Origin of the sequence: Azorhizobium oxalatiphilum, from assembly GCF_014635325.1 — a bacterium.
Classification (GTDB): domain Bacteria; phylum Pseudomonadota; class Alphaproteobacteria; order Rhizobiales; family Xanthobacteraceae; genus Azorhizobium; species Azorhizobium oxalatiphilum.
The window spans coordinates 294045-319132 of record NZ_BMCT01000008.1; the positions used below are offsets into that span (position 1 = coordinate 294045).

Annotated in this window: 28 protein-coding genes; 15 read left to right on the plus strand and 13 right to left on the minus strand. The window is 68.1% G+C overall.

All coding sequences use genetic code 11. The features are described 5' to 3' along the window. Both IEW24_RS23220 and IEW24_RS23225 read right to left on the minus strand, forming a co-directional pair. On the minus strand, window positions 1–1182 hold the full coding sequence (locus IEW24_RS23220) for a GGDEF domain-containing protein (protein WP_188583159.1): 1182 nt from the start codon (window positions 1180–1182) through the stop codon (window positions 1–3). Window positions 1183–1326: 144 nt separating this feature from the next. Then, window positions 1327–1815 (minus strand): immunity protein RhsI2 family protein, encoded by a 489-nt coding sequence (locus tag IEW24_RS23225; protein ID WP_188583161.1) that lies wholly within the window; start codon window positions 1813–1815, stop codon window positions 1327–1329. A gap of 206 nt (window positions 1816–2021) precedes the next feature. Here IEW24_RS23225 and IEW24_RS23230 point away from each other — a divergent pair, with 206 nt between their 5' ends. The 6 genes from IEW24_RS23230 to IEW24_RS23255 all read left to right on the plus strand — a co-directional run bounded on the left by IEW24_RS23230 (window position 2022) and on the right by IEW24_RS23255 (window position 8468). Next, the gene (locus IEW24_RS23230) at window positions 2022–2387 is read left to right on the plus strand and encodes a hypothetical protein (RefSeq protein WP_188583163.1); all 366 of its coding nucleotides are present in this window, start codon (window positions 2022–2024) and stop codon (window positions 2385–2387) included. Window positions 2388–2540: 153 nt separating this feature from the next. Continuing rightward, entirely contained in the window at window positions 2541–4250 is a 1710-nt protein-coding gene (locus IEW24_RS23235) for a methyl-accepting chemotaxis protein (protein WP_188583165.1), read from the plus strand. Between the two features lie 347 nt (window positions 4251–4597). Continuing rightward, on the plus strand, window positions 4598–6061 hold the full coding sequence (locus tag IEW24_RS23240; protein WP_188583166.1) for a glutamine synthetase family protein: 1464 nt from the start codon (window positions 4598–4600) through the stop codon (window positions 6059–6061). Window positions 6062–6068: 7 nt separating this feature from the next. Then, entirely contained in the window at window positions 6069–7364 is a 1296-nt protein-coding gene (locus IEW24_RS23245; RefSeq protein WP_188583168.1) for an NAD(P)/FAD-dependent oxidoreductase, read from the plus strand. Window positions 7365–7422: 58 nt separating this feature from the next. Continuing rightward, entirely contained in the window at window positions 7423–7851 is a 429-nt protein-coding gene (locus IEW24_RS23250) for a thioesterase family protein (RefSeq protein WP_188583170.1), read from the plus strand. Next, complete coding sequence (locus IEW24_RS23255; protein WP_188583172.1) at window positions 7848–8468, plus strand: GNAT family N-acetyltransferase; 621 nt, start codon at window positions 7848–7850, stop codon at window positions 8466–8468. The genes IEW24_RS23250 and IEW24_RS23255 overlap by 4 nt, the downstream gene beginning before the upstream one ends. A 12-nt stretch (window positions 8469–8480) precedes the next feature. Here IEW24_RS23255 and IEW24_RS23260 read toward each other — a convergent pair whose 3' ends face one another. Beyond that, window positions 8481–8993 carry a hypothetical protein gene (locus tag IEW24_RS23260; RefSeq protein WP_188583174.1) on the minus strand — a complete coding sequence of 171 codons (513 nt, stop codon included), beginning with the start codon at window positions 8991–8993 and terminating at the stop codon, window positions 8481–8483. Window positions 8994–9117: 124 nt separating this feature from the next. Continuing rightward, a complete protein-coding gene (locus tag IEW24_RS23265) occupies window positions 9118–9978 on the minus strand; it encodes a DUF3108 domain-containing protein (RefSeq protein ID WP_188583176.1) in 861 nt (286 codons plus the stop codon). 147 nt (window positions 9979–10125) lie between these two features. On the opposite strand from IEW24_RS23265, the gene IEW24_RS23270 reads away from it, so the two are divergent. Next, a complete protein-coding gene (locus tag IEW24_RS23270) occupies window positions 10126–10296 on the plus strand; it encodes a hypothetical protein (protein ID WP_188583178.1) in 171 nt (56 codons plus the stop codon). Beyond that, complete coding sequence (gene infC, locus IEW24_RS23275; protein WP_188583180.1) at window positions 10293–10817, plus strand: translation initiation factor IF-3; 525 nt, start codon at window positions 10293–10295, stop codon at window positions 10815–10817. The genes IEW24_RS23270 and infC overlap by 4 nt, the downstream gene beginning before the upstream one ends. A 113-nt stretch (window positions 10818–10930) precedes the next feature. On the opposite strand, the gene IEW24_RS23280 is transcribed toward infC, so the two are convergent. Continuing rightward, the gene (locus IEW24_RS23280; RefSeq protein ID WP_373870119.1) at window positions 10931–11476 is read right to left on the minus strand and encodes a BA14K family protein; all 546 of its coding nucleotides are present in this window, start codon (window positions 11474–11476) and stop codon (window positions 10931–10933) included. A 138-nt stretch (window positions 11477–11614) separates the two neighbouring features. Beyond that, window positions 11615–12169 carry a BA14K family protein gene (locus IEW24_RS23285; RefSeq protein WP_188583182.1) on the minus strand — a complete coding sequence of 185 codons (555 nt, stop codon included), beginning with the start codon at window positions 12167–12169 and terminating at the stop codon, window positions 11615–11617. Between the two features lie 264 nt (window positions 12170–12433). Here IEW24_RS23285 and rpmI point away from each other — a divergent pair, with 264 nt between their 5' ends. From rpmI to pheT, 4 genes are all read left to right on the plus strand, one after another. Then, complete coding sequence (gene rpmI / locus IEW24_RS23290; protein ID WP_029003627.1) at window positions 12434–12634, plus strand: 50S ribosomal protein L35; 201 nt, start codon at window positions 12434–12436, stop codon at window positions 12632–12634. A gap of 30 nt (window positions 12635–12664) precedes the next feature. After that, a complete protein-coding gene (rplT, locus tag IEW24_RS23295; RefSeq protein ID WP_188583184.1) occupies window positions 12665–13024 on the plus strand; it encodes a 50S ribosomal protein L20 in 360 nt (119 codons plus the stop codon). A gap of 245 nt (window positions 13025–13269) precedes the next feature. Further along, window positions 13270–14379, plus strand: a complete 1110-nt coding sequence (pheS, locus tag IEW24_RS23300; protein WP_188583186.1) for a phenylalanine--tRNA ligase subunit alpha — start codon at window positions 13270–13272, stop codon at window positions 14377–14379. Window positions 14380–14460: 81 nt separating this feature from the next. Then, window positions 14461–16872 carry a phenylalanine--tRNA ligase subunit beta gene (pheT, locus tag IEW24_RS23305; RefSeq protein ID WP_188583188.1) on the plus strand — a complete coding sequence of 804 codons (2412 nt, stop codon included), beginning with the start codon at window positions 14461–14463 and terminating at the stop codon, window positions 16870–16872. Window positions 16873–17095: 223 nt separating this feature from the next. Here pheT and IEW24_RS23310 read toward each other — a convergent pair whose 3' ends face one another. Together IEW24_RS23310 and IEW24_RS23315 are read right to left on the minus strand one after the other, a co-directional pair. Continuing rightward, window positions 17096–18442 (minus strand): flavin monoamine oxidase family protein, encoded by a 1347-nt coding sequence (locus IEW24_RS23310; protein WP_188583190.1) that lies wholly within the window; start codon window positions 18440–18442, stop codon window positions 17096–17098. Window positions 18443–18761: 319 nt separating this feature from the next. After that, a complete protein-coding gene (locus IEW24_RS23315; RefSeq protein ID WP_373870120.1) occupies window positions 18762–19697 on the minus strand; it encodes a polyprenyl synthetase family protein in 936 nt (311 codons plus the stop codon). Window positions 19698–19858: 161 nt separating this feature from the next. Between IEW24_RS23315 and mtgA the strand changes: the two genes are divergently transcribed. Together mtgA and IEW24_RS23325 are read left to right on the plus strand one after the other, a co-directional pair. Then, window positions 19859–20539, plus strand: coding sequence for a monofunctional biosynthetic peptidoglycan transglycosylase (mtgA, locus tag IEW24_RS23320; RefSeq protein ID WP_188583192.1), 681 nt, complete (start codon window positions 19859–19861; stop codon window positions 20537–20539). A 130-nt stretch (window positions 20540–20669) separates the two neighbouring features. Then, complete coding sequence (locus IEW24_RS23325) at window positions 20670–21308, plus strand: septation protein A (protein ID WP_373870121.1); 639 nt, start codon at window positions 20670–20672, stop codon at window positions 21306–21308. Between the two features lie 34 nt (window positions 21309–21342). Here the strand turns inward: IEW24_RS23325 and IEW24_RS23330 are convergent, their stop codons facing one another. The 3 genes from IEW24_RS23330 to IEW24_RS23340 are packed head-to-tail and all read right to left on the minus strand — an operon-like array spanning window position 21343 to window position 22825. Then, window positions 21343–21930 (minus strand): DsbE family thiol:disulfide interchange protein, encoded by a 588-nt coding sequence (locus tag IEW24_RS23330; RefSeq protein ID WP_188583196.1) that lies wholly within the window; start codon window positions 21928–21930, stop codon window positions 21343–21345. A 3-nt stretch (window positions 21931–21933) separates the two neighbouring features. Next, window positions 21934–22089: a heme exporter protein CcmD gene (locus tag IEW24_RS23335; protein ID WP_188583198.1), complete on the minus strand. Its 156-nt coding sequence runs from the start codon at window positions 22087–22089 to the stop codon at window positions 21934–21936. A gap of 4 nt (window positions 22090–22093) precedes the next feature. Further along, complete coding sequence (locus IEW24_RS23340) at window positions 22094–22825, minus strand: heme ABC transporter permease (RefSeq protein ID WP_188583200.1); 732 nt, start codon at window positions 22823–22825, stop codon at window positions 22094–22096. A gap of 198 nt (window positions 22826–23023) precedes the next feature. Here IEW24_RS23340 and IEW24_RS23345 point away from each other — a divergent pair, with 198 nt between their 5' ends. Then, window positions 23024–23503 (plus strand): DUF1579 domain-containing protein, encoded by a 480-nt coding sequence (locus tag IEW24_RS23345; RefSeq protein ID WP_188583202.1) that lies wholly within the window; start codon window positions 23024–23026, stop codon window positions 23501–23503. 9 nt (window positions 23504–23512) lie between these two features. Here the strand turns inward: IEW24_RS23345 and ccmB are convergent, their stop codons facing one another. Both ccmB and ccmA read right to left on the minus strand, forming a co-directional pair. Further along, entirely contained in the window at window positions 23513–24184 is a 672-nt protein-coding gene (gene ccmB / locus IEW24_RS23350; RefSeq protein ID WP_373870122.1) for a heme exporter protein CcmB, read from the minus strand. 136 nt (window positions 24185–24320) lie between these two features. Further along, window positions 24321–25037, minus strand: a complete 717-nt coding sequence (gene ccmA / locus IEW24_RS23355; RefSeq protein WP_188583204.1) for a heme ABC exporter ATP-binding protein CcmA — start codon at window positions 25035–25037, stop codon at window positions 24321–24323. Window positions 25038–25088: the final 51 nt, after the last annotated feature.

The window sequence follows — 25088 nt, forward strand, 5'->3', positions numbered from 1 at the left end:
TCAGGCCGCCGCCGTCGCGGGCCAGTCCTGCGGCACGGCGATGTGCAGCAGGTCGTCGCCCTCGCGCTTGGCCGCATAGAGGGCGTGGTCGGCGGCGCCGAGAAGGGCGTCGAGCGAACTGCGGCCATCCGCCGTCACCGCGAGGCCGCCGGATGTGGTGCAGGCAAGGCCCAGCCCCTTCACCTGCTTTGCATGATAGGTGAAGCGCGTCATCAGGCGGCGGGCGGTGTCCGTCGCCTCCAGCCCGCCGCAGGCCGGCAGGGCGAGGGCGAATTCCTCGCCGCCGATCCGCCCCACGATGCCGCCCATGGCGATGCAGGGCGCCGCCGCCGTGGCGAAGGCGATCAGCACCGCATCACCGGCCGCATGGCCGTGGGTGTCGTTCACCGCCTTGAAGCCGTCGAGGTCGAAGATCACCACCGCCATGGGTTTTCCCAGGCGCTCGCACGCCGCGAGGCGCGCGCTGCCCTGATCGAAGAAAGCGCGCCGGTTGAAGAGGCCGGTGAGGGGATCGGTCTCCGCCGTCCGTCGCAGCTGCGCCTCCAGCCGCTCCTTGGTGAGGGCGATCAGCAGGATGGCGAACAGATGCACCATCACCATGGGTTCCAGCAGCATCATGCCGATCCATGGCCCCTGTAGCGGCAGGGCCCCGGGCGGGATGATCTCCAGCAGGACGGGGATGCGCAGCAGCAGCACCACCGCGTGCACGGCGATGAGCAGCGCCAGCGGCTTGCGCCCCGCGAGCGGCGCGCCATGGCGGAATTCGTTCGCCGCCGCGAGCAGCAGGACAGCGAAGACGGAGAAGGCGAACAGGCCCCTGAGCGGCGGCCAGAGGCCGAACGCCGGGCTCAGCCAGAACAGCACCCAGACGGCGGGCGCCAGCGTCATGGCGAGCCAGGGCGTGGACCGTTCATTGAAGGCACGGGCGCTGGCCAGCATGCCGGCGGTGGCCCAGATCAGCATGGCCGGCCCCACCGCCTGATGCAGGCTGTCGGGCAAGGGGATCTTGCGCGAATAGAGTGCGACCCCGAGGCAGGCGGCGATCAGCGCCGTGCCCGCCCAGGCCAGGCTGAATTCCGCCCGGCTGCGCCACCAGCTCCACAGCAAAGCCAGACCGCTCACCACCATGGTGGCCATCAGAGCGGTGAACATGGTGGACGGATCGAGCCACATAGCTTGCATATATTCTGCCGAGAATGACCGTCTGCTTAAGGCCAAGATACAATGCGGTATAAAAATGCCGATATCTGAGCGCGTATCAAGCCGCGCTGCAACCTCTCGTGCGCGGAGGAGGCGCCGGACCTTCCGGAACGCCGGCCTCCGGTGTCAGCCGGCGGCTGCCGGCTCGGGCGTGACCGCCATGGTCAGGGCGATCCTGCAATGGGTCTCCTTGCAGGCGACGGCGGCCAGCGGCTTCAGTTCGTCGAGCGCATAGACGATCCGCACCGCGCGGCCCGGCAGGAAGCGGCGCCGGTCCCTGCGGTGGTTCACATGAATGCCCACCGTCTCGCGGGCGCCGCTTGCGGTCTCGACCTCGACGGTGTTCGGCGGGCCTGAATTGTCCTGTCCCGCGCGATAGGCCCGCACGATGATGCCGGAGATCGTCTCAAGCGGCATGCGGCCGCTGCGCACGCTGTCCCACCACGTGTCGGAGGCATAGAGCCCGTGCCGCCCCGCCAGCCCCATGTGCGGCCGGTCGGGATTTTGCGTGAGGGCTTGCGTCAGCTCCACCTGCCTGGGATCGGCGGCCAGCTCCACCTCCAGCCGGTACACGGTTTCCATCGGGCCATAGGGTGTATCGGGATCAGGCTGCATCCGGTGCTCGTTCTGTTGTGCGGCTGCTCTGTCGAAGTTGGACGCCGCCTCTCTTGGCGTCGCCTCTTGGTGCCGCCCCGCGAGGGACTGACGTGGCGGGCTGACATGGCGGACAGATGTGGTCTACTCGGGGCAACATCCGAATCCCGGCGCGCGGGCCTATCGTATCGTGGGGGCTGCGGGGTTTCGGCAAACGGAGCCAGGAAATGAAGAAGGTCATGTCCAAGGTGATGTCTCCCGCCGGCCTGTGCGCGGCCGTGGCGCTGGCGGCCGGCATGGGGGCGGCCGTGAGCCCCGCCGCCGCGCAGTCCTGTCTGGAGCAGATCGTTGTCCTGCAGAAGCAGCTGCCGGCGTCCGCCACCGCCAGTTCCAGCCCCAGCGACCGCCAGAGCGTCGCCGCCCAGACCGACCAGCAGCCGACCCCCGGCTCGGTCGCCGCCGCCGGCGTGAAGCAGCCGGACAGCGGTGCTGCGGAGGCGCTCAACAAGGCCCAGAACCTGCAGGCGGCCGGCGATGAAAAGGGGTGCCTGCAAGCGGTGGGTGAGGCGCGCAAACTCATCGACGGGAAGTAGTAACTTTTTGGCCGGATCGCCGACAATTCAAAAATATCCTCCGACAGTTTGCTGTTGGAGGTATGTATAGGTGGTTTGCCGGATTGGCGTCATCTGACTGTCAAGCAGTGCGGGGCAGGTACATTTAACTTTGTGCTGCCCCGGATTGCCCCCATGCGCCTGTTTTCACGCCCCCGTTTTGCCATCCGCTCAACCATTGGGCGCAAGCTGGGATTGGTGCTTGGACTGTTGAGCCTGCTGACACTGGCGGTGTCCGGCTTCGGCTACTGGCAGATCGCGCTGGAGCAGAACCGGGCGGAAGAGATCGAGAAGATCTGGAACGGCGCCCTTCAGGCACAGACGCTGGCGCGCTCCATCGAGCACGCGGTGGTGGCGGCCAACGCGGTCTATACGGCCAAGGACAAGGACGCCGCCCGCGCCAAGCTGGAAGGCTTGCAGAACGCCCTGAAGACCGTGGCGGCACAGCGCGAGCCCTTCTTCGAGGCGCTCGGCGCCCAGCTCGACGACATGCGCCGCGCCCGGCTGTCGGCGCAGATCAACGAATTCATCGCCTATCAGGAAGACACCGCCCAGCTCGGCCTGATGATCTCGCCCGCCGCCGCGCTGCTCCAGGCCAACGAGGAGCCCACCATCCGCAGCCGCGAGCAGATGGTCTCCACCATCACCGCGCTGGGCAACGAGGTGCTGGCGGGGCTGGAGCGCACCCGGACCATCGTCGCCGACTCCCGCGCCGATGCGCAGGTGGCCCTCATCGCCGTGCCGGCGGTGGGCCTCCTCATGGTGCTGATCGTCGCCGGCTGGCTGACCTCGCGCCAGATCCAGCGTCCGCTGGCGGGCCTCAAAACCACCACCGCAGCACTCGCCGCCAACAATCTTGAGGTGGAGGTGCCCTTCACCGGCCGCAAGGACGAGATCGGCGAGATGGCGCAGGCCATCGCGGTGTTCCGTCAGGCGCTGCTGGAGAAGCGCGAGCAGGATGCCGCCCTTCTCGCCCGCTCCGCCGCCGACCATGCCCGCGCCGAGCATCTGGAAGAAGCGGCCCGCGCCTTCGAGGAAGAAGCCAACGCCATGATGAGCGCGGTGGCCGAGGCTTCCGAGAAGATGAATTCCGCCGCCGGCTCCATGGCGGATGCCACCAGCGCCACGCAGGAACGGGCCAAGGCGGCGTCCGACGCCGCTGCCGCCGCCGCCCGCGCGGTGGACTCCATCTCCGGCAGCGCCCGCCATCTGTCGGACTCGGCGGACGAGATCGGCAACCGCATCCGCACCACCAGCGAGATCGCGCAGGCGGCCCTCACCGAGACCGAGCAGACCGGGCAGGCGGCCAACCAGCTGGTGGCCGCCGTGGGCAAGATCAGCGACGTGGTCAGCGTCATCGCCTCCATCGCCGAGCAGACCAATCTGCTGGCGCTCAATGCCACCATCGAGGCGGCCCGTGCCGGCGACAAGGGGCGCGGCTTCTCCGTGGTCGCCAGCGAAGTGAAGGCGCTGGCCGAGCAGACCGCCCGCGCCACCCAGCAGGTGACGGAAGAGATCGCCAACATCCAGGACGCCAGCCGCGGCACCTCCAAGGCGGTGGGCCTCATCGGCGAGACCATCCGCAACATGAACCTGCTGGCCCGCGAGGTGGCGGATGCCGCCGTGGGGCAGGGCCATGCCAGCCGCGACATCGCGGTGAGCGTGGACGAGGCGGCGGGCGGCTCGCGCACCGTGTTCGCCAGCATCGACGGCGTGCAGGCCTCGGTTGCCACCAACGGCGGGCATGTGGCGCAGGTGCAGACGCTGGCGGTGAACCTCTCCGAACGCGCCCAGCTTCTCGGCCGCTCGGTGGAGACCTTCCTCAGCTGCGTGCGCGCGGCCTGAGGATCGCTCCACCTTCATTGGGACGGGAAAGGGCCGTGCGCCCTTTCCGCTGGTCCCGGTGACGCAATCGGAACAAAGCAAGAATATCTGAATCTCTCGATTCGACCTTGCTTCGTTCTGTTCCTGTTCTGGACTCTGTTCGGACTCAGCCGGGCAGGCGCCTGTGCGGGACACGGTCTCGCGCGTTGACACCGCCCGTGGGGCAGGTGTTCCCTGCGTGAGCACGGCGGCCGTGCCCAGGAACCGCCCGCGCCATCGGCGATCCGCGCCGGGGTCAGCGGTCCTGCGAAACAGATGAGACGGTGCCGCCGTCCGGACCCCGGACGGTCCCGTCTCCCGGGGGCTTCATGGCCAAGCGCAGCAAGGCAAGTACGGCGAAGGCGAATACGGGCAAGACGAGCGGCAGCAAGGCAGCCGCCAAGGCGCCAAAGGCGGACAGCGCCATCTCCTCGCCCCGCGGCGTCAAGACCCTCGCGGAGGCCAAGGCCTGGATGGCGGCGCGCGGCATCACCGAGATCGAATGCACGGTGCCGGATCTGGCGGGCGTTGCGCGCGGCAAAATCATGCCGGCCTCGAAATTCTTCTCCTCGCCGGTGATGAATCTGCCGCTGTCGGTCTTCTTCCAGACCATCTCGGGCGAATATCCCGACTATGACGGTCTCGTGGATTCGGTGGTGGCCGACAGCGATCTCGTGCTGGAGCCGGATTTCTCCACGCTCTGCACCGTGCCCTGGGCGCAGGATCCCACCGCGCAGGTGGTGCATGACGCCTATCACCGCGACGGCCGCCCGGTGGAGGAAGCCCCCCGGCAGGTGCTGAAGAACGTGCTCTCGCTCTATGCCAAGCACGGCTGGACCCCGGTGGTGGCGCCCGAGATCGAATTCTATCTGGTGGAGCCCAACACCGATCCCGACTATCCGCTGAAGCCGCCCGTGGGCCGCTCCGGCCGGCCGGAGATCGGCCGCCAGTCCTATTCCATCCAGGCGGTGAACGAGTTCGATGCCCTGTTCGAGGACATCTATGATTACTCGGAAGCGCAGGGGCTGGAGATCGACACGCTGATCCATGAGGACGGCGCGGCGCAGATGGAGATCAACCTGCGTCACGGCGACCCGTTGATGCTTGCGGATCAGGTGTTCGCCTTCAAGCGTACCATCCGCGAGGCGGCGCTCGCCCACAAGATCTACGCCACCTTCATGGCCAAGCCCATCGCCAACGAGCCGGGCAGCGCCATGCACATCCACCAGTCGGTGATCGATACCAAGACGGGCAAGAACATCTTCTCGGATGCGGACGGAGATCCGACGCCGGAGTTCTTCTCCTTCATCGCCGGGCAACAGAAATATCTGCCGGCGGTGCTGTGCATCCTGGCGCCTTATGTGAATTCCTACCGGCGTCTCACCCCCGATTCCATGGCCCCCATCAATGTCCAGTGGGGCTATGACAACCGCACCGCCGGCCTGCGCGTGCCGCCCTCGCTGCCCGACGCCCGGCGGGTGGAGAACCGCGTGCCCTCGTCCGACGCCAATCCCTATCTGGTCATCGCCGCATCACTGGCCTGCGGCTATCTCGGCATCTCGCAGGGGCTGCGCCCCACCGAGCCGCTGGAAGGCGATGCCAAGGACAAGCCGTTCGATCTGCCGCGCGGCCTGCTGGAAGCGGTGGCGGAATTCGCCGAGTGCGAGGAACTGGGCGAGGTTCTGGGCCGGCGCTTCGTCACCACCTATGCGGCGGTGAAGCGGGCGGAGTTCGAGACCTTCATGCGGGTGATCTCGCCATGGGAACGGGAATATCTGCTGCTCAACGTGTGAGCCTGCCGTGACCTCTCCCGATCCCCATCCGTCCCACCCCGCCTCCTGGTATGCGGCGACGGCCGGCATCCCGCCGGCCTTTTCGCCGCTGAAAGCCGATATCCGCGCGGACGTCGCCATCGTCGGCGGCGGCTATACGGGGCTGTCCGCCGCGCTGCATCTGGCGCGGGCGGGGGTGGACGTGGTGCTACTGGAGGCCGGCCGCGTGGGGGCCGGCGCCTCGGGCCGCAACGGCGGGCAGATCCACACCGGCCAGCGGCGCGACCAGTCCTATCTGGAGGGTGCCGTGGGCCGCGAGGATGCCCGCAAGATGTGGGAACTGGCGCAGGAGGCCAAAAGCCTGCTGCGTGCCCTCGTCATCGACCACAGCATAGAGTGCGACTGGACCGACGGCCTCATCCATGCCGCCCACAAGCCGGCGCTGGTGGAAGAGGACCATGCCTATGCCCGCCACCTGCGGGACGCCTATGGCTATCAGGACATCACCCCGCTCTCCCGCGAGGAGGTGCGGGCGCTGGTGGCCTCGGACGCCTATCACGGCGGCACGCTGGATAAAGGCGGCGGGCATCTCCACCCGCTGAAGCTCGCCTTCGGCCTTGCCGGCGCGGCGGCGGGCGCGGGAGCGCGGCTTTTCGAGGGCACGCGGGCGCTGTCCTTTGCCGAGGATGCGAGCGGCGTGCGCATCCGCACTTCGGGCGGCCATACGCTGACCGCCGACCGCCTGCTGGAATGCGGTGACGGCCTCATGGATGGGCTCGACCGGCGGGTGGACGCTCATGTGATGTCCATCGCCAATTACATCGCCGCCACCGAGCCATTGGGGGAGCGGGGCGCGGCGCTGATCACCAACAATGCGGCGGTGGCCGACAGCCGCTTCGTGGTGAACTATTTTCGCCTCTCCCCGGACAAACGCCTGCTGTTCGGCGGCGGCGAGAGCTACCGGCCGGGGCTGCGCTCCAACATCCCGGAGTTCGTGCGGCCCTACATGCTGCGCATCTTCCCGCAGCTCGCCGATGTACGCATCGATTTCGGCTGGGGCGGCCTGCTGGGCCTGACCATGAGCCGCAATCCCTTCGTCCGCCGGCTCTCGGAGCGGGTGCTGGTGGCGGCGGGCTACAGCGGACAGGGCGTGCTGCTGGCGCCGCTGTTCGGCAAGATCCTCGCAGAGGCGGTGGCGGGCGACATGGCGCGCCTGGACGTGCTCTCGCGCTTCCCCGTCCCCGCCTTTCCCGGCGGGCCGCTGATGCGCTACCCGCTGCTGGTGGCGGGCCTCAGCTATTACGCCTTGCGCGACCGGCTGTAGGACGCCCCATAACCATAAGGCCCATGAACCATAAGGCCAATGCGCCACAGGAGGACACATGCCGCTCGACACCCTGCAACCCGGCCTGACCCATACCCAGTCCCTGCGGGTGGATGAGCGGCTCACGGTGCCAGCGGTCTCGCAGGCCTTCACCAGCTTCTCCGACATGCCGCCGGTGTTCGCCACCGCCTTCCTCGTGGGCTTCGTCGAATGGGCCTGCATCGAGGCGCTCAAACCCCATCTCGCGCCCGGCGAGAAGACCGTCGGCGTGCATGTGGACCTCAGCCACGATGCGGCGACGCCGGTGGGCATGACCGTGACCGCGCAGGTGGAACTGATCGCCGTGGAAGGCCGCAAGCTGCGCTTCAAGGTGAGCTGCCGGGATGAGGCCGATGCCATCTGCGCGGGCTATCACGAGCGTTATGTGATCGACGCCGACCGCTTCCTCGCGCGGCTGGCGCAGAAGCAGGCCGGCGCGCGGGCATGAGCATCACCTCCTCGCGGAACCCGTCCGTGCCGGAGGGCTATTCGCCCGTCACCGCCGGCCAGCTCGCCACCGTAGTGACCTGTCTCGACATGACGGAGAGGCCGGTGCCGGGGGCCGTCGCGCTTCCGCCCGGCGTGACGCTGGAGCACGAGGCGGCGCCCGCGCCTGCGGCCTATCGGCAGCTTTATCGGCTGGTGGGCGAGGACTGGCTCTGGTCCTCGCGGCTGGTCATGGGCGACGACGAACTCATCGCCATCCTCCACGACCCGCGCGTGGAGGTGCATGTGCTCAGGTCCGGCGGCGCGCCCGCCGGCATTCTCGAACTGGATTTCCGCGAGCCGGACGCGTGCGAGATCGCCTTCTTCGGCATTGCGCCGGCCTTCACCGGCAGCGGCCTCGGCCGCCACATGATGCACCGGGCGCTGGAACTGGCCTGGTCCCGTCCCATCGCGCGGCTGTGGCTGCACACCTGCCACCTCGACCACCCCGCCGCGCTGGCCTTCTACCAGCGCACCGGCTTCAGGCCCTATGCCCGCATGGTGGAAGTGCTCGATGATCCCCGCCTGAGCGGCATCCTCCCGCTCACCGCGGCGCCCCACATCCCGCTTCTGCGCTGACGGGGGAGCCCCTCAGTGGAAGCCGGCCGGCCGCAGGTCCGGCAGGGTCTCCGGCGGATGGAAAGCGCGGGCGGCCTTGATGCCGAGGACGATGAACAGGACCAGCACCACCAGTTGCGCGATGGCGAAGGGGGCTTCGGACTGGGTCGGCGCCAGCGCGTGTAGCGCCGGGATCTTGCCGAAGGCCTGCGCCACGCCCACGAACACCAGAAGATAGAGGCTGGCCACCACACCCGCCGCATAGATCCAGCGCCACGCCCCCTCCAGATGGCAGGAGTAACGGGCAGGCCCGGTGAGCGCGAGCACAAGAAGCGCCACCATTCCGGTGATGTGCGAGGGTAGCAGGCCGTTGAAGGGAAAGAGAAATCCGGTTGCGCTGGTGCCGAAGGCGGTGGCCAGGAACAGGTCCGACCAGCCTGTCATGGTGCGGGACCGGAGCAGGCCCACCACCACCACCACGCCGGAGGCGATGGCGATCAGGCTGAGCCAGGTGTGAAAGCCGACCAGAGTTGTGACGTCGAACATGGATGCACCCCATCTTCAAGCCGCAGCTTATGATGGGACCAAAGTGCAAAAACGCGCAGAACTATTTGTGCTGCATGCGCGAAGGGAAGGCGTTCCTCCGCGGCTGTCCTGACGGCGGGGCGGATCAGGGCTTGGGGGCGGCGTTCACGGGCACGGTCTTGCCCTTGGCCTCGGTCTCGAAGCTGCTGGCCTCCAGCACGGCGGTGCCGATCATGGTGGCGATGGAGACCTTGAACGGGGCCATCATGCGGGTGCCGGCGATGGGCACCAGCCAGACGAACATCTCCTTGTTCTCCGTCATGTATTTGACGGTGGAGCGGGTCGGGCGGTGGCCGGCCACGGGGAAGTAGCTGGCCCGGCACACCACGGCGGGGCCGGCATAGGTCTTGCCGGCCTTCACCTGCTCGGTGCGCAGATAGGAGAGCGTGACATCGTAGCGCTGGCGGCCGTCGAACACCGGAATGGTGCGGTCGCAGGCGGCGGCCGAGGCCATGTCCACCGTGCCCGGCACATAGACGAAGGCCCCCGACATGGGATCCACCACATTGGCGAGGTGGGCGTCCGTCACCTCGATGCGGTCGGGCATGGGCTTGGGCTTGGGTTCGACCTCCACCTCCTTGGCCACGTTGCCGACGATGCCGAGGCGGATGGATTCCGGCTTGCCGTCCGCTTCCGCCGACATGGCGAACACGGAGGGGTTCACCTTGGAGACGCTGAAGGCGCCCTTGGCGGCGGCGCTGCCCTTGCCGCTGGAGAGGGCACGCGCGATGCCCGACACCCGGCCCGTACCGGCGATCTGGTAGGTGGTGTCGGTGGCCTCGACCGCGATGTTGGCGCGCCCCACCTCCACGCCGGCGACGCTCAGCGTGTATCGGGCCGTGAGCTTGCCGTCGGCGCGGGCAGCGGCGAGCGGCAGCGCCGCGAGCACCGCCGTGAGGGCAGCGCGGACCGCGAATGAGGCCGGGGAAGCTGGGCGCGGGCGCATGCGGATGTCCGTGTCCGTTCAAACGAATAGGCGTGATCCATAAGCCGGATCGCGTGATTCGTGCATGTTCGCCCCTCATTGTGCCATGAGTGGGGAAGGCGGCCGAACTTTGGCCGGTTGCACCGCACATCAAAAAGCACGTCGCAGATGCGCGCGAAAAGCCCGAAGGTCATTGACTTAGGCGACGTTTATCACGATCTTCTGCGCTCGCCCTTCGGTGTCGAGACCTGCCCGCGGCTTTCAGCAGCCGCCGAGGCCCGGCTCTTTGGGCAGAAGATCAATGGCAAGAGGAGTTTGCCGCCATTCGCCGCCCTATGAGACCCGTCGCGCCGGAGAAAGATGGCCCGCGCGTCAACGAAGATATCCGCATCCGCGAAGTCCAGCTCATCGACCAGGATGGGCAGAATCGTGGCGTTCTGGCCACCCGCGACGCTTTGTTGCTGGCGCAGGAGGCCGGGCTCGATCTGGTGGAGATCGCCCCCAACTCGCAGCCGCCCGTCTGCAAGATCCTCGATTTTGGCCGGTTCAAATACCAGAACCAGAAGAAGGCCAGCGAGGCGCGCAAGAAGCAGAAGGTGGTCGAGGTCAAGGAAATCAAGCTTCGACCGGGCATCGACACCCACGACTATGACGTGAAGATGCGCGCCATGCTGCGTTTCTTCGAGGAAGGCGACAAGGTGAAGGTCACTCTGCGCTTCCGTGGTCGTGAGATGGCGCATCAGGACATCGGCTACAAGCTTCTCCAGAAGCTGAAGGAAGAAGTCTCGACCATCGCCAAGGTGGAAGCCGAGCCCATGCTCGAAGGCCGCCAGATGATCATGATCCTCGCCCCGCGCTGATGCTCGGGTGTGCCGTGGCGGCCGCAGTGCCGCCGTGAACAGGGTCCGCACATGAAAACGGCCCGTCTCGGAAGAGGCGGGCCGTTTCCTTTTGTCTGGCCTATCCGGTGCGGTCAGCAGGGATGGCGCAGGCCGTCATAACCGAGATACGTGCCGCTGCGCGGGTCGTAGGACCGATAGCGCTGCGCGCAATAGGCCGCCCGGTTGTTGGCGTTCTGCTGCGCGGCACCGGCCGCGATCGCGCCGACGGCGAGCCCGCCGATGATGCCGGCCGCCACCGCACCGCTATTGTCGCGATAGCCGTAATTATAATAGCGCGGGCCGTAATAGCCGGGACCCCGCCAGCCGGGGCCACCCCAGCCGCGCTGGTAATAGCCGGGTCCGCGCCAGCCCGCGCCGCGCCAGCCGCGGGCAGGGCCGCCGCCACGCCAGTTCGGCGTAGGTGCCCCCCGGAAGCCGCGCGGGGCCTTGGGAGCCGGCGGCAGATACTGGACCTGCTCCACGGCTGCGGATGCGCCCGTGTTGACGGCGGACAGGGTGCTGGCACCCGCGCGCAGAGCCTGCGCACTGGCCGCCGTCGGCAGGCCCACCGAGCCCGCCACCGCGAAGGCCGCAACAATGGCGGTGGTACGCCGCCATGCGCTTGTTTGTGCAGTCATTATTGTCTCCTTCCGAAGAAGGAACGCTAGCTGACCGGAAAGGTTGCCGCTGTCACGTAAGCTTGATCTTGACCGCAGGACCGGCCGAAGGCAGCCCGCGCGGGGCGCGTGCCGCCTTCATGTCATGTCCGGTCTGCGTCAGGTGCAGGGGTGCCTGCGGCCGTCATAGCCGAGGAAGGTGCCGGAGCGCGGATCGAACGAACGGTACTTCCGGGCGCAATAGGCGTACCAGTTGCCGTTCTGCGGGGTGACGTAGACCGTCTGCGGCGCGGCAGCCATGGCGCTGCCGATGATCACGCCGGTGGCGAGCGCGGGGCCGGCGCCGTACCCCAGGCCGTAGCCATAGCCGCCGTAATAGGGGCCCCAGCCCGGATAATAGGCCGGTGCATAGCCGTAGCGCGGACCCCAGCCGCCGCCATAATAGCGCGGGCCCCAGCCGGGTGCGCCCCAGCCCGGTCCCCGCCATCCGGGGCCGCCCCGCCAGCCGGGGCCTCCGCCCCAGCCGGGTCCACCCCAGCCGCCGCGTCGCCACTGCACCTTTTCCACCACGCCGCCGGATACGGCGGCCACGGCTGGCTGGGGCAGGGCGCCCATGGCGAAGCCCTGCGCGGATGCCGCACCGGGTGCGAGGGCGAGCCCTCCAGCAACCAGAGCGGCAGCGGACGTAAGAGAGAAAGCGTGAGCGAGGCGCATGATCAATCCTCCGAACTCTTATGTATAAACGCACTTGGGCGGCGGCGCGGTTCCGCTCCGGTGGCGCTTTCACATCTGCTTGAGGATGCGCTGCGGAACTGGTGCGGGGCCATGGCTTGCCTTTTGGAGCCGGCTCCTGTAACGAGTGCGGCCTTCCGAACCGGCCGGCGACAAGGGCTGCCGTGCTGGTTTTTATTGCTCACTAACAAGAGGCCGAAAGCCCCACGCGGCAACGGGTGGTGGATCGCGGCTACGGAGAGCCAAATGCCCAAGATGAAGACCAAGTCGGGAGCGAAGAAACGCTTCCGTCTGACGGGTACGGGTAAAGTGATCGCGGCCCAGGCTGGCAAGCGCCATGGGATGATCAAGCGGACCAACAAGACGATCCGCAACCAGCGCGGCACCACGATCCTGAGCGAGAGCGATGGGCGCGTGATCCGCAAGTCGTTCCTGCCGAACGGCTGACGCCACAACCGCGATCAAAGGATTTAACCCATGGCCCGCGTCAAACGTGGCGTAACGTCACACGCCAAGCACAAGAAGGTCTTCAAAGCCGCCAAGGGCTTTTACGGCCGTCGCAAGAATACCATCCGCGCTGCGAAGTCGGCCGTCGAACGGTCGATGCAGTACAATTACCGCGATCGCAAGATCAAGAAGCGCACGTTCCGCGCGCTCTGGATCCAGCGTATCAACGCGGGTGTGCGCGAACTCGGCATGACCTATGGCCGATTTATCGATGGTCTCGGCAAGGCCGGGATCGAGGTGGATCGCAAGGTGCTCTCGGACATCGCCGTCCACGAGCCCGAGACCCTGAAGGCCCTGGTGGAGAAGGCGCAGGCTGCCCTCGCAGCCTGAGCCCGGATCGGCCGCCTTCGCGGCCTGATCGCTCTACCGAGCCGGATCGGACCAGATGGTTGCCATCTGGTCCGTGAATCCGCCTCGCACGCGTTTCCAGCGCATCCCGCGCCTGACCGAGACCTGAAAGCCCCGCACGCTTGTCGTTCGGGGCTTTTGGCGTTTCCGCTGCCCGGCTATAACCCGCGCGGCTGACGCTGCTTGATTGCTCCGCCGCCCTCCGAAGGTTCGCCAGAAGGTCTGACATGTCCGCATTCGTCCTCACCGACCATCCCGCCCTCGACGCCCTCGAGCGGGAGATCGCGTCGGCCATCCTCGCCGCCTCCGGCGAGGCGGAACTGGAGCAGGTGCGCGTCTCCGCCCTCGGCAAGAAGGGCAGCGTCTCCGAGCTTCTGAAGTCCCTCGGCACCATGTCGCCGGACGAGCGCAAGGTGATGGGCCCGGCGCTCAACGGCATGCGCGACCGCGTGCAGGCTTTGCTCGCCACCCGCAAGGACACGCTGAAGGGCGCGGCTCTCGAAGCGCGCCTCGCCACCGAGCGCCTCGATGTCACCCTGCCGCTGCGCGAGACCCCCGCCGAGATCGGCCGCGTGCACCCCATCGCGCAGGTGACGGAAGAACTGACCGCCATCTTCGCCGACATGGGCTTCTCGGTGGCGGAAGGGCCGGACATCGAGACCGACTTCCATAACTTCACCGCGCTGAACTTCCCCGCCGGCCATCCGGCGCGCGAGATGCACGACACCTTCTTCCTGCCGGAGAATGCGGAGGGCGAGCGCATGGTGCTGCGCACGCACACCTCGCCGGTGCAGGTGCGCACCATGCTTGGCCAGAAGCCGCCCATCCGCGTCATCTGCCCCGGCCGCACCTATCGCTGCGACTCGGATCAGACCCACACCCCCATGTTCCATCAGGTGGAGGGGCTGGTGATCGACAAGGGCTCGCACATGGGCCACCTGAAGTGGATCCTGCAGGAATTCTGCAAGGCCTTCTTCGAGGTGGAGAATGTGACCATGCGTTTCCGCCCGTCCTTCTTCCCCTTCACCGAGCCGTCCATGGAAGTGGACATCCAGTGCGACCGCTCGCGCCCCGGCGAGATCCGCTTCGGCGAGGGCAACGACTGGCTGGAGATTCTCGGCTGCGGCATGGTGCATCCGAACGTGCTGCGCAACTGCGGCATCGACCCGGACGTCTACCAGGGCTTCGCCTGGGGCATGGGCATCGATCGCATCGCCATGCTGAAGTACGGCATGAACGACCTGCGCGCCTTCTTCGAGGCCGACGTGCGCTGGCTGTCGCACTACGGCTTCCGCCCGCTCGACTTCCCGACGCTGGCCGGCGGCCTCTCCGCCTGAGCCTCGTCTTATCGCCCGTTTGATCCTCGCGGCCGCGCGCTTGTGACAGCGCAGGCCGGCCGCCCATGAAGGCCTAGCCCCATGAAGTTCACCTGGTCCTGGCTCCAAGAGCATCTGGAAACCACGCAGCCGATGGACGCCATCGTCGAGAAGCTGTCCCTCATCGGCCTTGAAGTGGAAGGCGTCGAGGACAAGGCGAAGGCGCTGAAATCCTTCGTCGTCGGCGAGGTGCTCACCGCCGAGAAGCATCCCAATGCCGACAAGCTGCGTCTGTGCTCGGTCGATGTCGGCGCGGGCGCCCCGGTGCAGGTGGTGTGCGGCGCGCCGAACGCGCGCGCCGGCATCAAGGTGGTGTTCGCCGCCCCCGGCACCGTCATCCCGGACACAGGAACCGAGCTCAAAATTGGCACCATCCGCGGCGTCGAGAGCCGCGGCATGATGTGCTCCGCCCGCGAGCTGGGCCTCTCCGACGAGCATGAGGGCATCATCGAGCTGCCCGAGGACGCCCCCGTGGGCGCGCCCTTCGCGGACGTGATCGGCCTTAATGATCCGGTGATCGAGATCGCCGTGACCCCCAACCGCGCCGACTGTCTCGGCGTGTCCGGCGTGGCGCGCGATCTGGCCGCCGCCGGCCTCGGCGAGCTGATGGCCCCGCGCATCGCCCCGGTGGAGGGCAAGTTCCCCTCGCCGGTGAAGGTGGCGCTCGACTTCGGCGATACGCCGGCGCTCAGCCCGGCCTTTGCGCTGCGCGTGGTGAAGGGCGTGAAGAACGGCCCCTCGCCGGAGTGGATGCAGGAGAAGCTGCGCGCCATCGGCCTGCGGCCCATCAACGCGCTGGTGGACATCACCAATTTCCTCACCTTCGACCGCAACCGGCCGCTGCACGTGTTCGACCTCGCCAAGGTGAAGGGCGATCTCGTGGTGCGCCGCGCGAAGGAGGGCGAGACCCTGCTGGCGCTCGACGGCAAGACCTACACGCTGGACGACAGCATGTGCGTCATCGCCGACGAAAAGGGCGTGGAGAGCCTTGCCGGGGTCATGGGCGGCGAGGAGAGCGGCTGCGACGAGGCCACCGTGGACGTGGTCATCGAGAGCGCGCTGTGGGACCCCATCAACATCGCCCAGACCGGCCGCAAGCTCGGCCTGAACTCGGATGCGCGCTTCCGCTTCGAGCGCGGCATCGACCCGGCCTACACGCTGCCCGGCCTTGAGCTGGCGACGCACCTCGTGCTGGACATCTGCGGCGGCGAGCCCTCTGAAGTGGTGCTGGCCGGGGCCATCCCCGACACCACCCGCACCATTTCCTTCCCGCTGTCCGAGGTGAAGCGCCTGTCCGGCCTCGACGCCTCCCGCGCCGAGATGATCGGCGTGCTGGAAGCGCTCGGCTTCGCCGTCTCGGGTGACGGCGAGGTGGTGGACGTGGTGCCGCCCTCCTGGCGCGGCGACGTGGAAGGCAAGGCCGACCTCGTGGAAGAGGTGGTGCGCATCCTCGGCCTCGAGCGCGTGGAACCGATCGAGTTCCCCGCTGGCAACACCCGCAAGCCGGTGCTCACCGCGCTTCAGCTGCGCACCCGCAAGGCGCGCCGTTCGCTCGCCACCCGCGGGCTGGTGGAGGCCGTCACCTGGTCGTTCGTCTCCAAGGCCGAGGCCGAGCTGTTCGGCGGCGGAAAGGCTGAACTGGCGCTCATCAATCCCATCGCCTCCGACTTGTCGGACATGCGTCCGAGCCTGCTGCCGGGCCTCATCCGCTCGGCTCAGGCCAATGCGGATCGCGGCTTCGGCGATGTGGCGCTGTTCGAGGTGGGACAGGTGTTCGCGGGCGACCGTCCGCAGGACCAGACCCAGCAGGCCGCCGGCATCCGCCGCGCGACCGCGCGTCCCACCGGCGCCGGCCGTCACTGGTCGGGCAAGGCGGTGAATGTGGATGCGTTCGACGCCAAGGCCGATGCGCTGGCAGCGCTTGCCGCCTGCAATGCGCCGGTGGCGAACCTCCAGATCACCCGCGATGCGCCCGCCTGGTATCACCCCGGCCGCTCCGGCGTGTTCCGCCTCGGCCCGAACGTGATCGCCGCCTTCGGCGAGCTGCACCCCTCGGTGCTGGAAGCCCTCGACGTGGACGGCCCGGTGGTGGCGTTCGAGATCACGCTCGACCGCGTGCCCGAGCCCAAGGCCAAGCCCACCAAGGTGAAGCCGCTGCTGGAGATTTCCGCCTTCCAGCCGGTGAAGCGCGACTTCGCCTTTGTCGTGGACCGCACGGTGAATGCCGGCGACATCGTCAAGGCCGCGCAGGGCGTGGACAAGAAGCTCATCACCGAGGTGAGCGTGTTCGACCTCTATGAGGGCGGCAACATGGGCGAGGACAAGAAGTCGGTCGCCATCGAAGTCACGCTCCAGCCCCGTGAGCGCACGCTCACCGACGCCGAGATCGAGGCGGTGGCGGGCAAGATCGTCGCCGACGTGACCAAGAAGACCGGCGCGTCGTTGCGCGGGTGATCAGGGGGAGAGCGCGCCCGGTCTCGGCCACGCTACTCCCCTGCCTCTTATGCGGACCGTCATGCCCGGGCTTGTCCCGGGCATCCACGCCCCGCGGCCAGGAACAGCCTTCGAAGGTTTGCACCGTCGGCCCGACGTGGATGCCCGGGACAAGCCCGGGCATGACGTTGCTCTGTGGTGAAGTTGGGCGCGCTCAAGCGCAGCACCTCAAGCAAGCAGCCGCTCAGCGTTCCAGAGCCGCGCCCTGTACGCCAAGAAACCTCAACGCCTGCCCGGCCGCCCGTTCGCCCGAGAGCCACGCGCCCGCAACCGTGCCCCACAGCGTCTCATGGGCATGCTCGCCGGCGAAGATCAGCCGGTTGGCCACCACTTCGGTGAAGGCGCGGCGCATGTTGCCGCTGCCCGGCAAAGCACAGGAGATCCCGCCCAGCGTCAGCGGATCCTTGCTCCAGCGCGTCTGGATGCTCTTGCCCATGCGCTTGCCCACGTCCGCCCCGAACTCCGCCTGCAAGGCCGCGCGCACATAGTCCGCGCCCGCATTGTCCTTGCCGTCGGTGAGCGCCTGCGCGGCCTTGCCGCCCAGCTCCATCACATGCAGGTCGCTGCCGCCGATGCGGGCGTTCAGCACCAGCGTGCGCGCACCTGCGCCCTGCACCAGCAGGGTCTCGTCCGGCTGCGCGCCGAGCGGATTGCCCGGCAGCAGGAAGGCCACATGCTCGCGATGGCCCAAGGGAATGCGCTCGATGGCGCTGCGCTGGCGGGTGGGCAGGCCGGGCGAGATGCGGATCTTGCCGGCAGAGAAGAGGCTCGGCGGCACGGCAAGGATGACGGCGCGCCCGGTGAGCGTGCCGCGCGCCGTGCGCACCTCCACATTGCGCGGGCCGTAGTCCACCGCCGTGGCGGCCGTCTCCAGCCGCACGTTCAGTCCCTCGGCGAGCTTGGCCACCAGCGTGCCGAGTCCGGCGCGGCTGAGCAGCGCCTCATCGCGGTCATCGGCGCGGGAGAAATCCACGGTGGAGACCTGATCCAGCTCGCGCGCGCAGCGCAGCGGGCCGAGCAGGAAGGTGGCGAGCGGACCATACGGCCCGAGGTCCGGCGGCAGCACGCGGGCGGCGGGCAAATCGCGGCCCGCGTCTCCGGCCGCCCCGATGGCGCGCTCGGCGCGGCGGGTGGCGGCGACGAAATCCTCATAAGCCGTGTCGCCGGCTTCCTTCAGGCCCTGATAGAGCCGGGCGCCGCGCGGCGCGGCGTAAAGCTCAAGCCCGGCCTGCCGGCCCAGCTCCGCCAGCGGCAGGCCGGCGGGGGCATGCAGGCGGCGGGCGCCGAGATCGAAGGGCACACCGAAGGCGGCAGTGTCGGTGGAGGTGCGCCCGCCCACGCGCTTGCCGGCCTCGATGAGGGCATAGGAGCGTCCGGCGGCGGCCACGCGGCGGGCGGCGGCGATGCCGGCGGCGCCCGCGCCCACGATCACCACATCCACCTGTCCGGAGGTCTGCCCGAGGGCATGCGCGAAGGCGGGAAGCGAGAAGGCGCCCGCCAGCAAGGCGCGCCGGGAGAAAGCGGCGCTCATCGGATCATCTCCCGTGGGAGGACGGCGAAACGGCAAACCATGGCGCAGGTTTAGCACGCCGGAGGGGGCGTTTGAAAATTGCCTGTTGGTGCAGGAAAGGGTGCGCGCGCGTCAGGCTTGGCGGGCCTACCCCCTCCCCCCCTTGCGGGGGAGGGTTGGGGAGGGGGGTAATGCCCTCTCCGCAAAAGCAAAACCTGCGGGCGCGACAGATGCAGCCGCGATACCCCCCTCTCCAACTCTCCCCCGCAAGGGGGGAGAGGGCGCGTTCCACGAGGGGAGAGCGTGATCTCATCCAGCAGCGAGGCGGCGGGCGGAGACGTCAGTTCTGCCGCTCGGCCACGAAGCGGGCGGCGGCGGCCAGTGTCTCGCCCTTGGCGCCGAAGGGGGTGAGCGCATGGGTGGCTTCGGTGACGAGCGAGGCCAGAACCTCGCGCGCGGCGGGCACGCCGAGGGCCGAGACGAGGGTCGCCTTGCCGGCTTCGCTGTCCTTGCCCACCTGCTTGCCCATGGCCTCCGACGTGCCTTCCACATCAAGCAGGTCGTCGGCGATCTGGAAGGCGGCGCCCAACGCCGTGCCATAGGCGGCAAGCGCCGCGCAGGCCTCGGGGCCAGCCCCGCCGATGATGGCGCCCGCCTCCACGCTGGCGGCCAGCAGCGCGCCGGTCTTCATGGCCTGAAGGTCGCGGATCTCGGGAATGTCGAGGTCGAGCGGCACGCCATCGGCAAAGCGCCCTTCCGCCGCCAGATCCAGCATCTGCCCGCCCACCATGCCGCCGAGGCCCGAAGCGCGGGCCAGCAGGCGCACCAGCGCGATGCGCACGGCCGGGCTCTTGTGGGCGTCCTCGCCGGTCAGCAGGTCGAAGGCGAGCGTCAGCAGGGCATCGCCGGCGAGAATGGCGGTGGCCTCTCCATAGGCCACATGCACCGTGGGCCGGCCCCGGCGCAGCAGATCATTGTCCATGGCCGGCAGGTCGTCATGAATCAGCGAGTAGCAATGCACGCACTCGATGGCCGCGGCCGTGGTGATAGCACCTTCCAGCGGCACGTCGAACAGCGCCGCCGTCTCGGCCACCAGCAGCGGGCGCAGGCGCTTGCCGCCGTCCAGCGCGCCATGGCGCATGGCGGCCATCAGCCGGTCCGGCCGCCGCCGTTCGCCGGCAAGGGCGGTATCGGCGAGCGCGTCCACGAGCCGCTGCTCGGTGGCGGCGGCAATGGCTGTGAAACGCTGGGGCAGGGAAGTGGGGGCAGGGGTCACGGCTTTGCGTTTCGGTTGGCATTGACGTTGGGCCTCGGGGTGCCCCAACCAGAGGGGGCGGTCAAGCCGCCGCTGCGACAATGTCCCGGCGAACCGTGCTGTTGGGGAACCCGACCGCAAGCTGGACCGTTCGTGGAGGGATGATGGCACGGCGGGGTAAGATGCGGGTCCTGCGCATAGTGGTCCGGGTGGCGATCGTCCTGGTGCTGGCGCCGCTGGTGCTGTCGGTCCTCTATAATTTCATCAATCCGGTCTCGACGCTGATGCTCGGCCGCTGGCTCACTGGCGAGCGGGTGGAGCGCATCTGGACCCCCATCGATCGCATCTCCCCCACTCTGGTGCGGACCGTGATCGCCTCCGAGGATGCCCGCTTCTGCCGGCACTGGGGGGTGGATCTGGAAGAGATCCGCGCCGCCATCGAGAAGGCGGACGACGAGATCGGCGAGGCGCGGGGCGCCTCCACCATCACCATGCAGGTAGCGAAAAATCTGTTTCTCTGGAACTCGCGCTCCTTCATCCGCAAGGGGCTGGAGATGCCGCTGGCGCTGTGGATCGACCTCGTGATCCCCAAAAGGCGGCTGATGGAGATCTATCTCAACATTGCCGAATGGGGGCCGGACGGGGAATTCGGCATCGAGGCCGGCGCCCGCCGCGCCTTCCGCAAGAGCGCGGCGCAGCTCACCGCGTCGGAATCCGCGCTCATGGCGGTGATGCTGCCCAATCCCATCCGCCGCGATGCGGGCCGCCCCGGACCGGGCGTGCGACGGCTCGCCGGCAATCTGGGCGTGCGGGTGGACCGCGAGGGGCCGGAGATCGTCTCCTGCCTCGGGCTCGGGCGATAAAGCCATTCCAGCGGACGCACGCAGCGGTTCTGCGTCCGGAATCGCGCCGGTATGAACGAGGCGTGTGGGGGCGGGTCTTGATCCCGCCGTGCTCCATGCCCACAAAGGGAGCATGAGCGAGAGAAGCCCGATGACCCAGCCCGTTTCCAGCCAGAGCCCCGTCACGCCTGCGACGGAGGTGCCACCCGTGGCCGCCCCCGCCAAGCCGAAGATGGGCCTTGGCCTCAAGCTGGGGCTGGAGATGGGGCCGCTGGCGCTGTTCTTCGCCGGCAATTCCTATGGCGGCATCTATGTCGCCACCGGCGTGTTCATGGTGGCGACCCTCGCTGCGCTCATCGCCATGTGGGTGCTGGCGCGCAAGATCGCGGTCATGCCGCTGGTCTCGGCGGTGGTGGTGATGGTGTTCGGCACGCTGACGCTGGTGCTTCAGGACGACCATTTCATCAAGATCAAGCCGACGCTGGTGAACGCCCTGTTCGGCGTGCTGCTGCTGGGCGGCCTCATGTTCCGCAAGCCGCTGCTGCCTTACGTGCTCGACGGCATGGTCAAGCTCACCGCCGAAGGCTGGCGCATCCTGACCATCCGCTGGGGCGTATTCTTCCTCGTCATGGCGGTGCTGAACGAGGTGGTGTGGCGCTCGGTGTCCACGGATACGTGGGTGAATTTCAAGACCTTCGGCTATCTGCCGCTGACCTTCATCTTCGCAATGGCGCAGGCCCCGCTCATGGCCCGCTACGAGGACAAGAGCGCCAAGACCGAAGAGGCGTGAGCGTTAAGGCGGTCGGCCCTCGGGCCGCCCGCTCTCAGGACGTCGGCTTGCCCGACAGGCGCGTGATCAGAGGCAGCAGCTTGTCGCGGATGGTGGCCTCGCTCAGGGGGCCGACGAATTTCTCCGCAATCGTGCCGTCCTGCGCCAGAACGAATGTCTCCGGCACGCCATAGACGCCCCAGTCGATGGCGGAGCGGCCGGCGGGGTCCACGCCCACCGCCGCATAGGGCAGGCCGAAGGTGCCGAGGAAGCGCCGGGCGTTCTCCGGCTGGTCCTTGTAGTTCAGCCCCACCAGCAGGATGCGCGGATCGCGGGAGAGCTGCATCAGCAGCGGATGCTCCTCGCGGCAGGGCGCGCACCACGACGCCCACACGTTCAGCACCGCCACCTTGCCCTTGAGGGCGTCCGTGGTGATGCCCGGTACCGGGCCGTTGGCGCCGGTCAGGCCCGGCAGCGGCTCAAGGCTGATGGCGGGGGCCGGCCGTCCGGTGAGGGCGGAGGGGATGCGCGAGGGATCGCCCGAATAGAGGCCCACGGCGAACAACCCCGCCAGCGCGAGGAAGGCCACCACCGGCAGCGCCACGAACAGCGGACGGCGGCGGCGGGGCGCTTCGGTGGCCATGGGTCAGCCCTGACGGGCGCGGCGGCGGATGCCGCGCGCTTCCAGATCGGCCAGCGCCCGGCGCTGCACCCGGTTGTCCCAGATCAGCGCCAGCGTCAGCACGCCAAGTCCGATGAAAGCGGTCCCGTAGGCCGCGGCGATGAAGGCGGTATGACTCATCTCTTCACAATCCTGCCTGCGCCGCGGCACGGGCTTCCAGCGCCTGCACACGGCGCCGCAGAATTTCCGTCCGCATGGCCAGCATATGCAGGGCAAGGAACAGAAGGGTGAATCCCGCTGCGCAGGCCAGCAACGGCCACAGCAGGCTGCCCTCGATGGCGGATCCGCCCATCCGGAACACCGAGGCGGGCTGGTGAAGGGTGTTCCACCAGTCCACGGAAAACTTGACAATAGGTACGTTGATAAAGCCGACCAATGTCAAAACCGAGGCGGCTCTGCCGGCCCGGTTGGGATCGTCGATGGCCGCGCGCAGGGCCATGATGCCGAGATAGAGCAGGAACAGCACCAGCACCGAGGTGAGGCGGGCGTCCCATACCCAGTAGGTGCCCCACATGGGCCGGCCCCAGAGCGCGCCGGTGATGAGGCACAGGCAGGTGAAGACGGCGCCGATGGGGGCGAGCGCCTTGTGCGCCACGTCCGCCAGCGGGTGGCGCCACACCAGCACGCCCAGCGAGGAGCCGGCCATCAGGCTGTAGCCCATCATGGCGAGCCAGGCGAACGGCACGTGGATGTACATGATCCGCACCGTCTCGCCCTGCTGGTAGTCGGCCGGGGCCAGGAAGGCGAGCGCGAGGCCCGCGCCCAGCACGAGCACGGCCGCGCCCCAGAGCCACGGCATCAGCCGGTCGGACAGCCACATGAAACGGGTGGGATTGGCAAGATTGAGCAGGCCCATGGGCGCCTTCTAGAGCGGCTGGAGCGGCGAGGGAAGCGGTCTTGCCCTGCCTCACCGTGGCGCGGGGCGGCCGCGCGCGCGAATGTGACCGGGCTTGCGGCTCCAATGGCCGCTGCCGGAGTTCAGAAATAGAATGGCTTTAACCCAGCGTCATTGATGCAGCGCAGGCTATGCGCGCCAACACAGGGAGAGAGACCGATGCAGCCCGCCACCCCGAGGGACGAGCATAGCTGGCTCATGCGCATGGTCGGCGACTGGGCCTACGACTTCTCCACCTCCATGGACGAAGGTGACAAGGCGCACATGACCGGCACCGAGCGGGTGCGGGCCATCGGCAGATTATGGGTGGTGGCGGAATCGGACGGGGAGACCGAGGACGGCCAGCGCGCCACCAACATCCTGACGCTGGGCTTCGACCCGGATCTCGGCCGCTTTGTCGGCAGCTTCATCTCCTCCTCCATGACGAAGCTCTGGACCTATGAGGGCGACCTCGCCCCGCAGGGCGATGTGCTGAACCTCTTCGCCGAGGGGCCGAGCTTCACCGGGGAGGGCAACACCAGCTATCGCGACATCGTGGAATGGGTGGATGCGGACACCCGCCTGTTCCATTCCGAGGGGCGGATGCCGGACGGCAGCTGGAACCGCTTCATGACCGGCCGCTACCGCCGCATCGGCTGAACGTCCTCCTCAGGCCCGTGCGGTCCGCAGCGCCGCTGCCGCTGCCACCGGGCCGAGCACCAGCGCGAACAGCGTCAGGCCCATCAGGATGCGGAACGGCGTGCCGAAGGGTACCGGCCCGGTGATGGCGGCGCTGGTGGCGGAGACGGCGAAGATCAGCACCGGGATCGCCAGCGGCAGCACCAGCACCGCGATCAGCAGCCCGCCGCGCCGGAAGGCGCCGGAGAAGGCCGCGCCGATGAGGCCCAGCGCCGTCACCGCCGGCGTGCCCACCAGCAGGGTCAGCACCACCGCGCCGATGCCGTTGAAATCGATGTTGAGCATCAACGCCAGCACGGGTGCCGCCAGCACCAGCGGAAGGCCGGTGGCGAGCCAGTGGGCGAGGCCCTTGGCGGCCGCCACCAGTTCCAGCGGCAGAGGGGACAGGGAGAGCGCGTCCAGCGCGCCGTCTTCCACGTCGCTGGCGAACAGCCGCTCAAGGCCGATCAGGCTGGCGAGCAGAGCCCCGATCCAGAGGATCGCGGGGCCGATGCGGGCGAGCAGAGCGAGATCCGGCCCCACAGCGAACGGCATGATGGTGACGACGGAGAGGAAGAAGACGACGCCGAGCCCGGCGCCGCCGCCGGAGCGCAGGGCAAGGCGCAGGTCGCGGCCGACGATGGCGAGAAATGCGGAGATCATGGGAACAGTCTAGAGCCGGATCAGTTCAGATGGAAACCATCTGAACTGTGAATCCGCCTCTAACACTTTGATAGAGAACATCTTACGGCTTCGATTGCGGAGCAATCAAAGCCGGATGTGCTCTGAGCCGGATCACTTAGGAAGAGAGAGGACCATTCAGCGCCCCATCGGCAACCTCGCCCGCGACCGCGGCGACAGGTCGCGCCCAGGCGCCGATGGTGAGTTCATCCACGCTCGGCCCGAAATCGAGCGGCGTGTGGGTGGCGGCGAGGATGATACCCCCGGAGGCCAGATGGGCACGGGAGAGTTCGGCGAATCGCGCCTGCGCGGTCACGTCGAGCGCGGTGGTGGGCTCGTCGAGCACCCACACCGTGCGGCGCGTCACCAGCAGGCGGGCGATGGCGAGGCGGCGCTTCTGGCCGGCAGACAGCACGGAGGCGGGCAGCCGTCCGAGGCCGCCGAGGCCCACCTCGTCCAGCGCCTCTTCAACGCCAAGCCCGGTGCGTCCGAGCACGTCGCGCCAGAAGGCCAGGTTCTCGGAAACGGTGAGCGCGCCTTTGAGCGCATCGTCATGGCCGAGGTAGTGGAGCTGTTCCCTCAGGGGCAGGTCCGGGGCGCCGTTGCGCAAAGACACGGTCCCTTCGGTGGGACCGAGAAGGCCGGCGATGATGCGCAAAAGCGAAGACTTTCCGGCCCCATTCGGCCCGACTATCACAAGTGCATGGCCGGCCTGCGTTTGGAACGATAGTCGTGAGAAAAGTTTCCGTTGTCCGCGCTGGCACGAAAGGCCTTCTGCGCAAAGGGTTGGCACTGTATTCGCGCCCTCGCCGGTGGGCTGTTCAACTTGGTTCATGTTGCCCGTCTTATCGCATGACTGCCGTTTAAAATCGCTCTATAAAGCGGC

Bases quoted from the DNA above. Each gene is read 5' to 3' on its own strand.
- IEW24_RS23220 (WP_188583159.1), bottom strand. From the start codon at position 1,182: ATGCAAGCTATGTGGCTCGATCCGTCCACCATGTTCACCGCTCTGATG.
- IEW24_RS23225 (WP_188583161.1), bottom strand. From the start codon at position 1,815: ATGCAGCCTGATCCCGATACACCCTATGGCCCGATGGAAACCGTGTAC.
- IEW24_RS23230 (WP_188583163.1), top strand. From the start codon at position 2,022: ATGAAGAAGGTCATGTCCAAGGTGATGTCTCCCGCCGGCCTGTGCGCG.
- IEW24_RS23235 (WP_188583165.1), top strand. From the start codon at position 2,541: ATGCGCCTGTTTTCACGCCCCCGTTTTGCCATCCGCTCAACCATTGGG.
- IEW24_RS23240 (WP_188583166.1), top strand. From the start codon at position 4,598: ATGGCCAAGCGCAGCAAGGCAAGTACGGCGAAGGCGAATACGGGCAAG.
- IEW24_RS23250 (WP_188583170.1), top strand. From the start codon at position 7,423: ATGCCGCTCGACACCCTGCAACCCGGCCTGACCCATACCCAGTCCCTG.
- IEW24_RS23255 (WP_188583172.1), top strand. From the start codon at position 7,848: ATGAGCATCACCTCCTCGCGGAACCCGTCCGTGCCGGAGGGCTATTCG.
- IEW24_RS23260 (WP_188583174.1), bottom strand. From the start codon at position 8,993: ATGTTCGACGTCACAACTCTGGTCGGCTTTCACACCTGGCTCAGCCTG.
- IEW24_RS23265 (WP_188583176.1), bottom strand. From the start codon at position 9,978: ATGCGCCCGCGCCCAGCTTCCCCGGCCTCATTCGCGGTCCGCGCTGCC.
- IEW24_RS23270 (WP_188583178.1), top strand. From the start codon at position 10,126: ATGCGCGCGAAAAGCCCGAAGGTCATTGACTTAGGCGACGTTTATCAC.
- infC (WP_188583180.1), top strand. From the start codon at position 10,293: ATGAGACCCGTCGCGCCGGAGAAAGATGGCCCGCGCGTCAACGAAGAT.
- IEW24_RS23280 (WP_373870119.1), bottom strand. From the start codon at position 11,476: ATGACTGCACAAACAAGCGCATGGCGGCGTACCACCGCCATTGTTGCG.
- IEW24_RS23285 (WP_188583182.1), bottom strand. From the start codon at position 12,169: ATGCGCCTCGCTCACGCTTTCTCTCTTACGTCCGCTGCCGCTCTGGTT.
- rpmI (WP_029003627.1), top strand. From the start codon at position 12,434: ATGCCCAAGATGAAGACCAAGTCGGGAGCGAAGAAACGCTTCCGTCTG.
- rplT (WP_188583184.1), top strand. From the start codon at position 12,665: ATGGCCCGCGTCAAACGTGGCGTAACGTCACACGCCAAGCACAAGAAG.
- pheS (WP_188583186.1), top strand. From the start codon at position 13,270: ATGTCCGCATTCGTCCTCACCGACCATCCCGCCCTCGACGCCCTCGAG.
- pheT (WP_188583188.1), top strand. From the start codon at position 14,461: ATGAAGTTCACCTGGTCCTGGCTCCAAGAGCATCTGGAAACCACGCAG.
- IEW24_RS23310 (WP_188583190.1), bottom strand. From the start codon at position 18,442: ATGAGCGCCGCTTTCTCCCGGCGCGCCTTGCTGGCGGGCGCCTTCTCG.
- mtgA (WP_188583192.1), top strand. From the start codon at position 19,859: ATGCGGGTCCTGCGCATAGTGGTCCGGGTGGCGATCGTCCTGGTGCTG.
- IEW24_RS23325 (WP_373870121.1), top strand. From the start codon at position 20,670: ATGACCCAGCCCGTTTCCAGCCAGAGCCCCGTCACGCCTGCGACGGAG.
- IEW24_RS23330 (WP_188583196.1), bottom strand. From the start codon at position 21,930: ATGGCCACCGAAGCGCCCCGCCGCCGCCGTCCGCTGTTCGTGGCGCTG.
- IEW24_RS23335 (WP_188583198.1), bottom strand. From the start codon at position 22,089: ATGAGTCATACCGCCTTCATCGCCGCGGCCTACGGGACCGCTTTCATC.
- IEW24_RS23340 (WP_188583200.1), bottom strand. From the start codon at position 22,825: ATGGGCCTGCTCAATCTTGCCAATCCCACCCGTTTCATGTGGCTGTCC.
- IEW24_RS23345 (WP_188583202.1), top strand. From the start codon at position 23,024: ATGCAGCCCGCCACCCCGAGGGACGAGCATAGCTGGCTCATGCGCATG.
- ccmB (WP_373870122.1), bottom strand. From the start codon at position 24,184: ATGATCTCCGCATTTCTCGCCATCGTCGGCCGCGACCTGCGCCTTGCC.
- ccmA (WP_188583204.1), bottom strand. From the start codon at position 25,037: ATGAACCAAGTTGAACAGCCCACCGGCGAGGGCGCGAATACAGTGCCA.